The organism is Virgibacillus salarius, assembly GCF_039521925.1.
In the GTDB taxonomy this organism is placed as follows: Bacteria; Bacillota; Bacilli; order Bacillales; family Amphibacillaceae; genus Virgibacillus; species Virgibacillus salarius.
Map to the genome: position 1 here is coordinate 1 of NZ_BAAACY010000030.1, position 12,580 is coordinate 12,580.

14 protein-coding genes are annotated in these 12,580 nt (G+C 38.2%); 12 read left to right on the forward strand and 2 right to left on the reverse strand.

The genetic code is table 11. From position 1 onward, the window contains the following. The 8 genes from ABDZ84_RS04990 to ABDZ84_RS05025 form a co-directional block, all read left to right on the forward strand. The coding region (locus tag ABDZ84_RS04990) for an oligopeptide/dipeptide ABC transporter ATP-binding protein (RefSeq protein WP_343780412.1) at nt 1-461 on the forward strand (461 nt) is incomplete at its 5' end. Continuing rightward, nucleotides 461-1,393 carry an ABC transporter ATP-binding protein gene (locus ABDZ84_RS04995; RefSeq protein ID WP_121604002.1) on the forward strand — a complete coding sequence of 311 codons (933 nt, stop codon included), beginning with the start codon at nt 461-463 and terminating at the stop codon, nt 1,391-1,393. The genes ABDZ84_RS04990 and ABDZ84_RS04995, both read left to right, overlap by 1 nt. 442 nt (nt 1,394-1,835) lie before the next feature. Further along, a complete protein-coding gene (locus ABDZ84_RS05000) occupies nt 1,836-3,008 on the forward strand; it encodes an alanine racemase (protein ID WP_121604001.1) in 1,173 nt (390 codons plus the stop codon). After that, on the forward strand, nt 3,008-4,336 hold the full coding sequence (locus ABDZ84_RS05005; protein WP_051388390.1) for a D-arabinono-1,4-lactone oxidase: 1,329 nt from the start codon (nt 3,008-3,010) through the stop codon (nt 4,334-4,336). The genes ABDZ84_RS05000 and ABDZ84_RS05005 overlap by 1 nt, the downstream gene beginning before the upstream one ends. Before the next feature lie 93 nt (nt 4,337-4,429). After that, nucleotides 4,430-4,861 (forward strand): hypothetical protein, encoded by a 432-nt coding sequence (locus ABDZ84_RS05010; RefSeq protein WP_051388389.1) that lies wholly within the window; start codon nt 4,430-4,432, stop codon nt 4,859-4,861. Between the two features lie 65 nt (nt 4,862-4,926). Next, complete coding sequence (locus ABDZ84_RS05015) at nt 4,927-5,556, forward strand: lysozyme family protein (RefSeq protein WP_026682259.1); 630 nt, start codon at nt 4,927-4,929, stop codon at nt 5,554-5,556. Between the two features lie 154 nt (nt 5,557-5,710). Continuing rightward, entirely contained in the window at nt 5,711-6,091 is a 381-nt protein-coding gene (locus tag ABDZ84_RS05020) for a RidA family protein (RefSeq protein ID WP_026682258.1), read from the forward strand. 12 nt (nt 6,092-6,103) lie between these two features. Next, on the forward strand, nt 6,104-7,273 hold the full coding sequence (locus tag ABDZ84_RS05025) for an iron-containing alcohol dehydrogenase (RefSeq protein WP_026682257.1): 1,170 nt from the start codon (nt 6,104-6,106) through the stop codon (nt 7,271-7,273). Nucleotides 7,274-7,341: 68 nt separating this feature from the next. On the opposite strand, the gene ABDZ84_RS05030 is transcribed toward ABDZ84_RS05025, so the two are convergent. Further along, nucleotides 7,342-7,587: a YuzB family protein gene (locus ABDZ84_RS05030; protein ID WP_026682256.1), complete on the reverse strand. Its 246-nt coding sequence runs from the start codon at nt 7,585-7,587 to the stop codon at nt 7,342-7,344. 163 nt (nt 7,588-7,750) lie between these two features. Next, entirely contained in the window at nt 7,751-9,004 is a 1,254-nt protein-coding gene (locus tag ABDZ84_RS05035) for an MFS transporter (protein WP_034679416.1), read from the reverse strand. Nucleotides 9,005-9,265: 261 nt separating this feature from the next. Here ABDZ84_RS05035 and ABDZ84_RS05040 point away from each other — a divergent pair, with 261 nt between their 5' ends. The 4 genes from ABDZ84_RS05040 to ABDZ84_RS05055 all read left to right on the forward strand — a co-directional run. Continuing rightward, nucleotides 9,266-10,195: a DUF1002 domain-containing protein gene (locus ABDZ84_RS05040; protein WP_026682254.1), complete on the forward strand. Its 930-nt coding sequence runs from the start codon at nt 9,266-9,268 to the stop codon at nt 10,193-10,195. Nucleotides 10,196-10,659: 464 nt separating this feature from the next. Then, a complete protein-coding gene (locus ABDZ84_RS05045) occupies nt 10,660-10,875 on the forward strand; it encodes a hypothetical protein (RefSeq protein WP_121603973.1) in 216 nt (71 codons plus the stop codon). A gap of 321 nt (nt 10,876-11,196) precedes the next feature. After that, nucleotides 11,197-11,964 (forward strand): 3D domain-containing protein, encoded by a 768-nt coding sequence (locus tag ABDZ84_RS05050; RefSeq protein WP_026682253.1) that lies wholly within the window; start codon nt 11,197-11,199, stop codon nt 11,962-11,964. A gap of 174 nt (nt 11,965-12,138) precedes the next feature. Beyond that, nucleotides 12,139-12,580, forward strand: a 442-nt coding sequence (locus ABDZ84_RS05055) for a transposase (protein ID WP_343780422.1), incomplete at its 3' end; no start/stop codon positions are given.

The window sequence follows — 12,580 nt, forward strand, 5'->3', positions numbered from 1 at the left end:
TGAAGGATATTCAAAAGGAAACGGATAGTGCAATTATTTTTATCACGCACGACCTTGGTGTTGTAGCTAATATTGCAGACCGAGTGGCGGTGATGTACGCTGGAAAAATTGTCGAAATCGGGACAACAGATGATATTTTCTATAATCCGAAGCACCCATACACATGGGGGCTACTAGGTTCGATGCCAACGCTGGACAGTGATGAAGAGGAATTATTTGCGATTCCTGGAAGTCCACCGGATATGCTGAATCCTCCAAAGGGCGATGCCTTTGCCCCACGTAATGAATTTGCATTAGAAATTGACACCGTCATGGAGCCGCCGATGTTTAAGGTATCTGACACACACTATGCAGCGACATGGCTACTCCATGAGGACGCACCGAAAATCGAGCCGCCAGCATCGGTAAAACGGAGAATGCAGGGATTTGCGAGTACGGCTAGTAAGGACGGTGAAGCTTGATGGAGCAAGAAAAATTACTAGAAGTAAAAAACCTAAAGAAACATTTTAGAGCTGGGCGGAAGAAAATCATTACGGCTGTCGATGGTATCTCTTTCGATATTTATAAAGGGGAGACCTTTGGATTAGTAGGCGAATCTGGCTGTGGAAAGTCGACAACGGGAAGAACAATCATTCGTTTATATGAGGCCACAAGTGGTCAAGTACTGTTTAATAACGAGGATGTACATGGGAAGAAGTCGAAGAAGGATCTGCTTAAATTTAATCGAAAAATGCAGATGATTTTTCAGGATCCATCCTCATCGTTAAACCCGCGTATGACAGTTATGGATATTATAGCGGAAGGCTTGGATGTCCATCATCTCGTAAATAACGAGGCAGAACGGAAGGCGAGAGTAGAAGAATTACTACAGGTGGTAGGCTTGAACAAAGAGCATGCGAGCCGCTTTCCTCATGAGTTTAGTGGTGGGCAGCGTCAACGGATTGGTATCGCGCGAGCACTTGCCGTAGAGCCAGAATTAATCATTGCCGATGAGCCCATTTCGGCACTGGATGTTTCTATTCAAGCACAGGTAGTCAATCTATTGAAAAAGCTACAGCGTGATCAAGGGCTAACGTATCTGTTTATTGCCCATGATTTATCGATGGTAAAATATATTAGTGATCGAATTGGCGTTATGTATTTTGGGAATATGGTGGAGCTAGCAGACAGTGAAGAGCTCTATAATAATCCGATTCATCCATATACGAAATCATTGTTATCCGCTATTCCACTGCCAGATCCGAATTATGAACGAGGTCGTCAGCGTACAGCATATGATCCATCCGTTCATGATAAAAGTGAAGAACCAGAGTTTCGTGAAGTGAAACCTGGACATTGGGTGCGCTGTACGACAAAAGAATTAGAGCAGTATAGGAAAGATTTAGGGCTATAAATATTTGGAAGAAAAGCCTTTTATATAATAAGCTATGTGAAAGCAGTGCTGTTTGGTGGCTGCTTACGAAAAGGGAGTATATTCCATTGATATGACAGTTTTTGGAGATAGTCCGATATAGGAATTCTGCTATCAATTGATAGCAGAATTTTTTTGGTTTTTGTCTAGAAAATTACATATGGATGAATATGGGCGTGTTGAGTCGCGTCCAGCTCCAGCGCCCAGAAACTAGGCGACTTCACGAATCGTACTAATCTAAGTCATCACCGAATCGCTAGTACACCGTTCACTCCAGTCGCTTGGTTTCTAATCGGGCGCTTGCGCTTTTTATTCTTCCAGATAATGTGGGTTTTATCCCTGGATTACTGCCAAAGTTGTTAGTTTATTATTAGCTTGCACTTTAGTTTTCATTAAAGGATACTAGAATAAAGGTGGTGATGTCATGTTCACAAAAGAGCTACTCGAGCGGGAGCCACATCCTGGTTTGGTGCTTGATCTAGCTGCGTTAGATAAAAACTGCGATATAATTTCTGAAAAGTCAAATAACAAAAAGGTGAGGATTGCTACGAAATCGATCCGTTCGATTCCAGTCATCGAGAGAATATTAGCGAATAGTTCCGTATTTCAAGGATTAATGTGTTTTAGTCCAAAAGAAGCATTATTTCTGTATGAATATGGTTTTCGTGATATTTTACTAGGCTATCCGGTTTGGGATGCTTCCCTGCTTGCAAAAATTGCAAAGATTAATAAATCGGGTGGGAAAATTATTTGTATGGTAGATCAGCGTGAACAGATTGTGTTTTTACAATCCATTGCTAAACAGTATGATGGACTCATTTATACCTGTCTTGATATCGATATGAGTACTAATTTCTTTGGCTTTCATTTTGGCGTCCGTCGTTCGCCATTACGTGATGTAACGAGTGTAATAGAGATAGCACATGTTATTTCCAAACAATCCCATCTAAAGTTGACTGGTGTAATGGGTTATGAAGCGCAGCTTGCTGGTGTGCCTGATCAACTACCCAAGCAATGGGTATTGAACAAAGCTGTAACAGTATTAAAGAAAAAATCAGTGGCAAAGATAGCCGATAGAAGAAAGGCGATAATCAATGCTTTAACAAATGAAGGATTCTCTCTTGAAATTGTCAATGGGGGTGGGACAGGTAGTTTGGTAACAACTTCTAACGAAAGAGTTGTAACAGAGGTAACCGTTGGATCTGGTTTTTATGCACCATTGTTATTTGATTATTATAAGCAGCCGATCGGAACGAATCCTTCTCTTTTCTTTACATTACCGATTGTACGGCAACCTGAACAACAAATCTATACTTGTTTAGGAGGGGGATATGTGGCTTCCGGAAGCCCAGGGGTGGATAAGTTACCGCAACCAGTTTTTCCTGAGGGTAGCAAACTCATTTCGGTCGAGGGTACGGGTGAGGTGCAGACACCTGTGTTTATTCCAGTACCAATGCATTTAGGGGATTATGTTGTTTTTCGTGCTGCTAAAGCTGGTGAAATATGTGAACGATTTACGAATATAGCTTGTATAACAAATGGAAAAGTTGTGGACCATTATAAAACATATCGTGGAGAAGGGATGTGCTTCTTTTAATGAAGGAAACTAGAGAATGGAAAAATTGGTCTGAAACTGCTCATTGTAAGCCTAGAGAAGTGTTATTTCCAACATCAGCAGAAGAGGTATGTGACTATGTAAATATGGCAAGAAAGGAACAACGGCGGATACGAGTTGTTGGAGCAGGGCATTCATTTACCGAAATTGCTGTCAGTGAAGATTACTTAATGTCATTAGACCATTTAACTGGAGTGACGCATTTAGATAAGGAATTGAACACGGCTACTATCCTTGCAGGTACACGCCTTCATGAATTGTCAAAGCAATTAGCAGCTGAGGGCTATTCTCAGGAAAACTTAGGAGATATTAACGTGCAGAGTATCGCAGGAGCAATATCTACAGGTACACATGGCACCGGAATTAAATTTGGTAATTTAGCTACACAGGTGTTGAGCTTCACGCTTGTAACTGCAAAAGGAGAAACTCTAACTATAGCAAAAGAGCAAGATGAAACGTTATTTCATGCAGGGGTCATTTCTTTAGGTTTGTTGGGTGTTATCGTAGAAATTACCATCAGCGTGATACCTGCACCTACTTACAAACTTACGAGCAGTAAATATAAGTTTAGAGACTTATTAGAACAATTACCTACATTAATAGAGCAAAATCGTCATTTTGAATGCTTTTTATTTCCTTACTCTGATCTCGTCCAAATAAAGACAATGAACCTCTCAGAACAAGCTCCCCAGTCCTTACGAAAGCATCGAATGGAAGCATTAATAGTAGAGAATCACCTATTTAAGCTTCTATCAGAAACCGTTAGACTATTCCCTTCCACAAGTCGATCGATCAGTCGATTATCAGCAAAGGCAATTGGTTCATCAACTATTCATGGAAAAAGCTTTGATTTATTTGCAACGGAACGACGAGTGCGATTTCGTGAAATGGAGTACAGTATTCCTCTAGAAAACGTAAAAGTAGCTCTAATTGCGATACGTGAAAAAGTAGAAACTGCCAGATATCAGGTTCATTTTCCAATTGAGGTAAGAATGGTCAAACAAGATCAGTTTTGGCTCAGTCCTGCTTATAAGCGTAATTCTGCATATATCGCTTTTCATATGTATAAGGGGATGCCCTATGAGAATTATTTCGGTGATATGGAAAAGCTACTTCAAAATTATCAAGGGAGACCACATTGGGGGAAAATGCATAAGCTGAATCTCTCAAAATTGAAGGCGCTTTACCCGAAGTTGGATGAATTTCTAAATATTAGAAAGCAGCTAGATCCTACGGGTCTTTTTTTAAATGATTATGTTGTCGATTTATTTGCGTTGCAAGCAATGGGCGATGAAGCTAGTATCTTTTGATCTAGTAATAGATTTGTTAATATAACTAAAGTAAGGTAATCTAGGAATAGAGTTTTTGATCAAGCATGTAATGGGATAAAGGAGAAGCTGGAGATGAAATTATCAAAGCTTGCCGTAATAGGTCTTGTAGCTGGTGTTATGCTTGGTGGAATATTAAAACTGATACAAATTACAACCTCTAAGCAAGTTTATACACTCTTATTAAATATAGATTCCATTCCTATTATAAAGGAATGGACTCTAAATGAGCTAGAAGAGTTTTCCCTGCATCTAATCGTATCTATTATTCTCGTTCCAATCTTATATGTTGTGTTGAACAAGTTTGGTCGACAAAATCAACTGATAGCTTATGTAATATCTGGTAGCATGATTGGATTGCTATTATATACAACAACAGTAGTGTCATCCCGTACCCCTGATATAACGGATGGGATGGCATTTTTCTACTGGATGATCAGTCATATGATGTTTGGAGCAATTGCTGGAGCATTTGTGATTTTAGGAAAGAAAAACAGTAAAGAATGAAGCATGTTTGACAATGAAGGTAAGATATAGTTATTTAAAGATCGTATATAAAGGAATAGATGCATATGAAACGCAATAAGAAAATAAAAACAGCTATAAAACGAACCATCTTCCTAGCTTTTCTACTGTTCTCCCTATTTATTGGAATTTCGCTATTAGCTTATCAAGAACAGGCAGAAAATTCATCACCTACTTCCTCCTCTCCGATCATTAGTGAGGAAGTTAAAGCGTATCGGCCAGTTGTTGAAAAATATGCGAAACAGTATGATGTGTCGCAACATATTGATACATTATTAGCAATGATGATGCAGGAATCTGGCGGAAGAGGAGATGACCCTATGCAATCATCCGAAAGCTATTGTGGTGAACGTGGGTGTATCCAAGATCCAGAGCTCTCTATTAAACAGGGAGTCTATTATTTTTCACAAACATTAAAAGAGGCAAACGGAGATTTGCTTGTAGCAGTTCAATCCTATAATTTTGGAAAAGGGTTTATTAATTATATGAAGAAGCATTCCGATCAATTTTCTCAAGAAGCTGCCATCATATTTTCTCAGGAAATGTATGCAAATGATCCGGATAAGGAGAAGTACCGATGTCTTCGCGATGGAGCTGAAGAATTAGGAGCTTGCTATGGAGATATTTATTATGTGAAATCAGTTATGGCATATAAAGACAAATTAGCAGAAGAGTAGAATCGAACATGTTATGATGATAAAGTAAAACTTCAATTAGTTAGTGGTTTGTCTATCCCCTACTTATCCATATTGGCTTCACTTTATTGCTTAAAGTGGGAGTATTACTGCCAGTTATATGCGGGGTGAAAAGAAATAAAAGGAGGAATGTAACATGGTGAAGGCGATTCATACCGAACAAGCACCAGTTGCACTAGGACCGTATTCGCAAGCAATTGAAGCAGGTGATTTCCTTTATGTGTCTGGACAAATAGGAATTGACCCGATCAGCGGCAACGTTGTTAATGGAATTGAGGGTCAAACAAAACAAGTTTTAGAAAATATTAAAGCAATTTTACAGGAAGCAGGCACGGATTTTTCTAAAGCAGTAAAATTTACGATTTACTTAAAATCGATGACAGACTTTGCAACAATCAACGAGATTTACGGTAGTTACCTTACAGAACCCTATCCTGCAAGAGCTACGATTGAGGTAAGTAAATTACCTAAAGATGTACTCGTTGAAATGGATGTTACTGTATATACGAAAGCATAGGAGGTTAAAACAGTGGAGAACTTCACATACCATAATCCGACAAAATTAATCTTTGGAAAAGGCCAACTGGATAAACTTCCTGAGGAGATACAGCCGTATGGAAAAAAGGTACTTATCGTTTATGGAGGCGGAAGTATAAAGCGTAACGGCATTTATGATAATGTTTTAACTAAGCTAAATGAGTTTCACGCAGAAGTATATGAATTAGCAGGGGTAGAACCTAATCCGCGAATCTCTACTGTACGTAAAGGTGTAGCGATTTGTAAAAAAGAAGGCATCGATTTTCTTTTAGCTATTGGGGGCGGAAGTACGATTGATTGTACTAAAGCAATTGCTGCAGGTGCAAAAACAGATGTAGATATGTGGGACATTGTGACGAAGAAGGAGCAAGCGCTTGATGCACTTCCATTCGGTACCATCCTAACCTTAGCAGCTACCGGTTCTGAAATGAATCGTGGTTCTGTTATTACCAATTGGGAAACGAATGAAAAGCATGGGTGGGGTTCTCCATATACAAATCCAATATTTTCCATCCTTGATCCAACGCACACGTTCTCAGTTCCGAGAAATCAAACCATTTACGGTATCGTAGATATGATGTCACATGTGTTGGAACATTATTTCCACCAAACAGGGAATACGCCAATACAAGACCGTTTCTGCGAATCTATCTTACTTACGGTAATAGAAACAGCACCAAAGCTATTAAATGATTTAACAAATTATGAGTTCCGTGAGACGATCATGTTAAGCGGTACATTAGCATTGAATGATATGCTAAGCATGGGGTTTCGAGGTGACTGGGCAACACATAACCTAGAGCACGCAGTATCCGCAGTACATGACATCCCTCATGGTGGTGGGTTAGCAATATTATTCCCTAATTGGATGAAGCATGTACTGGACGAAACAAACGAAGCGCGTTTTAAACAACTAGCTATTCGTGTGTTTGCGGTAGACCCTACAGATAAAACAGATCGTGACATCGCCTTAGAGGGGATTGAAAGGTTACGCGCTTTTTGGAGTGGAATTGGTGCGCCTTCTAGCCTAGCCGATTATTCGATTGATGCAAGCTCTGTAGAAGAAATGGCTGAGAAAACAGTCATTGCTAAGCCCAGATACGGCAACTTTAAGGAATTAACCAAACAAGATTCGATTGAAATTTTCCAAGCAAGTCTTTAAGTAGTTAATTATAACAAATAATGACATATTTCCCGGGAAATGATTAAATAAAAAGAAGAACTGGCCGCTTATTCATACACAGCCAGTTCTTCTTTTATTACTGCTCTAATTTTGTCTAAACACTCTTCAGGTGTGTTTCCGAAAATGCGTTTATTGTTCACGAGTGCATAAGGTTTAACTCTACAAAGCCCGCAAAAAGATAAACATTCATTCATGAGTACAGCTACCTCAGGAAATTCCTTCTCAAGAATCTCTTCTATATTAATGGAAGTGATTGCATTTCCGTCACAGACCTCTACTACGACTATTCCCACTGCTATCACTTTCTTTCTATTTGATACTAGTCCCTTCAAAGGAAGGGGCTCTGTTAGTTTTAGCATATTCTAACAGATAAATCAATTTCTTTAGCCTAACATGGGATTAGGAGCACAGATTTTCCTAATTCTATCATGACATATATTTACGAAACTTATTTCGTTATGATCTGTGTGTAGATAGTGAATGAGAATCGTTTTGGCTATACTCATATTTAAACCAGCATACAAGCATGATAACACCGCTCAGAAGTAATAATGCACTTGTTACCACGAAGACTGCAGAAAAACCAAAAAACCCTGCCAGAGCACCCCCAAGTGCTGGACCGATAATATTCCCCAAAAAACGGAGGCTTGTGTTATAACCAAGTACTTCTCCTTGCATAGAAAGGGGAGCTTTTTGGCGAATATACGCGATACGTAAAGGGATAATCCCACCGATGGATATTCCAAGTAAAAACCTTAATATTACGAGTTGCCAAATCGACGTAACAAAGGCACCGGGAAGATATACAATGCCTGCCATAAATAACAGAAAGATAAGAACCTTTATATATCCAATTTTGTCACCAATTTTACCCCATTTTCTAGTCATTAATAAATTTCCAAGTCCAGCTGCTGAAAAGGCGATACCAGCAAACAATGCTATGTTTTCTGGGCCATGTATATCTGCAACAAATAATGATAAGATCGGTTGAATGCTAAAATGCGCGACTTGTACTAACGTTGAAATTAGCATAACAACAAGTAACACGGGTTGATTCACGATGTGTTGGATAACCTGTTTTCTTGTGTATGTGCGGTAATCATTCGCGTCATCCGAAAGCTTTGTTTTTACTTCTTTAACACCGAGTAAAACGATGATGCCAGAAATGAAAACAGTAACAGAAACCCACTTAAACGTGTTGGCATAACCAAAAGTATCAGCAAGTGTTCCGCCAAGTAAAGGTCCCATAAGCGTTCCGGTAATGCTTCCTGTTTGCAGCGTACCTAATACTCTTCCGGCAATATGTTTTGGAGTCTGTGTGGAAATAAAGGCTTGTGACATCGGAATAAATCCAGTTGCTACTCCCATAAATAAACGGAGTAAAAATAGCTGCCATACGGAAGTGGCAAATCCCATTAATAAAATGGAGATACCAATTCCAACCGCGGAGAAAATTAAAATCTTCTTTCTACCATATTTGTCTCCAATCCTGCCCCAGATCGGAGAAAAAATAAATGCCGTTACAAAGGTTATTGCAAATATCCATCCTGACCAATTCTGTACATATGAATCTGAGAAATTCCCCATTGTTTCAATATATAAAGAAATAAATGGAAGTACCATTGTCATACTTCCGGCAATAAAAAAGTTAGCAAACCACATGATTGCTAAGTTTCGCTTTACTATAGGATGATTATCAATGATGGTCATGCCCTTCTTTCCTAATTATTTCGTTACCCTAAATATATAGGAGATGCTACATAAAGAAAAATAATTTGCTTACTAGTTAAGTCTTCATTAATATATGACTAAAATCTATATAGTAGTTGTAGACGTATTATCTACATCGCAAGCCTTATTTTTTATAAGAATGATACCCATATTATTTGAAAACAGGTATAATGGGTGCATAATGTTATTTGGAAATAAATAAATATAGGATAAATTAGTACACATAAAAGGAGAACAAAAATGTTAAAACGTCAATTAAAAAAATTTTTAATAGGGATGCTGATTGTTGGACTAGTACTTGGAATAAGTTTGCCTGTACAAGCGGACAATGGAGCTAGTGATACAGAAAGTATAAATGAAAAGTTAGGCTCACCAATCGTTGTTTATGGGGCTCAATTAAATAAGAATCAGCGAACCGAGGTTCGAAAATTATTAAACATCAAAGAGGCAGATAATGTAGAAGAATTTGATGTCTCCGGGCAAGATGGTGCCAAATATATTAATGGTGATCCAAATTCGAACATGTATTCCAGTGCAAAAATTACCCGTCAGGAAGAAGGAAACGGCTTAACAATTAATATTGTTACTCCAGATAACATTACAGAAGTTACGAAAGAAATGTATGCGAACGCCCTGCTGACCGCGGGAGTAGAAAATGCTACTGTGGACGTTGCTTCACCTGTTAAAGTTAGTGGACATTCTGCATTAACGGGTATATATAAGGCTTATGATGTTAAAGGAGAGCAACTAGATAAAGAACGTATGGAGCTAGCAAACGACGAATTGGATGTCGCTACAGACCTCGCAAAAAAAGAAGGCATGAGTCAGGAAAAGGTTAGTGAATTACTAACCGAAATTAAACAGACAATTGCTGAACAAAACCCTGCTACGAAAGAGGATGTTGAGCGTATTGTACAAGAACAGCTTGACAAGCTAGAGATATCTCTTAGTGAAGCAGATAAGCAAATGCTGATTGATTTATTTGAAAAGATGCGAGACTTAAATATTGATTTTGATAAAGTTAAAAATCAATTAGAAGATATTGCATCGACGATTAAGGATAAGGCAAATGAGCTTGGGTTGGACGAGGGATTTTGGGAGAAAGTAGCAAACTTCTTTAGTGAATTATTCCAAGCATTGAGCAACTTTTTTAAAGGATTATTTAATTAACGAATAGCCAAAAACATAGATCTTCCCTCAAGCTGTCGAGAAATTTTTCTCGGCAGTTTTTATTTCTTTTAAAAGGGGATATCATTCCAGTTGATAAGACAAACAGGTATTATTTTCTGCCAATAAAAATGGTTTGTTTCTCTATAAGCTACGATCTAGTTAAAAAAGAGGTGTTTTTTATAAGTTAAGAAAGTATAAAATCAGTGCAATGACTGTGTTAAGCCAAGTAGTTATTTTGAAATGTTTGATGTATATTGGCAATGCTCCGACGAATTACTTCGCTTTCGGCGGGCACGGCCTCAACTAACTTTGCAAAGAAGAACACGTTGCAAAGTGGATTTTCGGCTCGCGCTAATCCCGCAGGAGTCTACGTAATTAGTCTCCGCTATGAGGAGGTGCAACAATTCTTTTCATAAGTAATAGGTTGACTTTTTTTACAATGGGTAAAGTGAAAATCGCTATCCGTGAGTATAAAAGCAGCTGTGTTACTTCATGCTAGCGTTGTAGAGCCTGATAATAGCGAAGGCCGGCCACTTCAACTCCTGTGGGAAATGTTTGACCTGAAGATCCACTTTTTTGAGCGGGTTTTGCTAAAAAAGTTAGCTGAAGGACAAACCCCACGGAAAGGGAAGTGGGCAGCGGGAGTGGTGGTCAAGCAAGCAGTAGCTATTATTCCATAATAGCTACTATAGGAAGCGTAAATCGGAGCATTTAGTGATAAGGAATGAGCGAATTTTGCTCCGTTTTTTTTATCCTATATACAACTGACAGTAAGGCTCCCACTGATAGAAGTTTCACTTTATTACAAAATCCCATAAATGATGACTATTGAAATACAAAATACTAGATTCACAGAACTTTTATCACAAATCTATTACATTTGTAATAAATAGCGCTAGATTTGGTAATGCTTGTAATGGAGTCTTAAACGACTTGTAACTGCATTGCCTATACCCCTATGGTACGATAGGCAATGTCAGAAATTTAAGGAGGGACTACGAATGAAAAAACTTGTGGCTTCATTCGCTACGGGCATCATTATTGCTGGCGCTGCTGTTACTTCTGTATCAGCGGAAGAATACGAAGTAAAAAAAGGGGACAATCTCTGGGATATTGCAGATGAATATAATACAACAGTTGAAGACTTGGTTGAAATTAATGAATTAAAATCAACAACTATTCAACCAAAACAAACATTATTTATAAATGATAAATATACAGTTGAAAAAGGAGATACATTGATTGATATTTCAAAAGAATACGATGTATCTATAGAGGATCTTAAAGAATGGAATGACCTGAAATCAGACATCATCGTTATTGGACAAGAATTAACGATTAAAGGTGTTAATGTTTCACAAGAAGATAAGCCAGTAGCAAAAGTAGAGCAAAAGTCAGCAGATTCAAACGAGAAAAAAGAAGAAGTAAGTGAAAATACACAGAAGAACGAATCTAAATCACAGAATGACAATCCAGAAGGAAAAACCATTTCTGTTACAGCAACGGCGTATACTGCAGATTGTGGTGGTTGCTCTGGAGTAACATCAACAGGAGTTGACCTGAATGCAAATCCAAATGCAAAAGTAATCGCTGTTGATCCAAATGTGATTCCACTCGGTTCAGAAGTATATGTTGAAGGCTATGGCTATGCAACTGCAGCCGATGTGGGTGGTGCTATCAAAGGTAATAAAATAGATGTTCACGTACCATCAAAAAGCGCAGCCATGAATTGGGGCGTAAAAACAGTTAATGTCACTATCGTAAAATAATTGAAGATAATTTAAAAAATGGGGCTGGGACAAAACCCAGTAACTGAAAAAAGTGGTACGCCAATTTAGGGCGTATCACTTTTTTTACTTTTTTCAATATTTATATGCGCAAAAAGGATACCTTCTGATAAAGTTAAAGTAACTACACAAAAACTTAGAAAAGAGGTATCCTTTATGTTTAAACATTATACCATGAATCAAGTCGTTTTGCCTTTAGATTTTGAAATGAAATTACAAGAAAATGATATCGCCTATGCAGTTAACCATATTGTAGAACATATCCCAGAGGAATCATTTGTGGGATTTTTACGTGAAACAGGTTGTCCTGCATACCATCCACGCATGATGATGAAGATTATCTTATGTGCCTATACACAGTCTGTTTTTTCTGGCAGAAAAATAGAGTCATTAATCAAAGACAGTGTACGTATGATGTGGTTAGCACAAGGCTATGAACCAAGTTATCGTACCATTAATCGTTTTCGTGTTCATTCCGAAGTAAAAGAATTATTACGTCAGTGTTTTGTCTTATTTCGTTGTCAACTAGTTGAAGCGAAGGCGATTGAAGAAGAGGCTATTTTTATTGATGGTACGAAAATAGAGGCAAATGCCAATA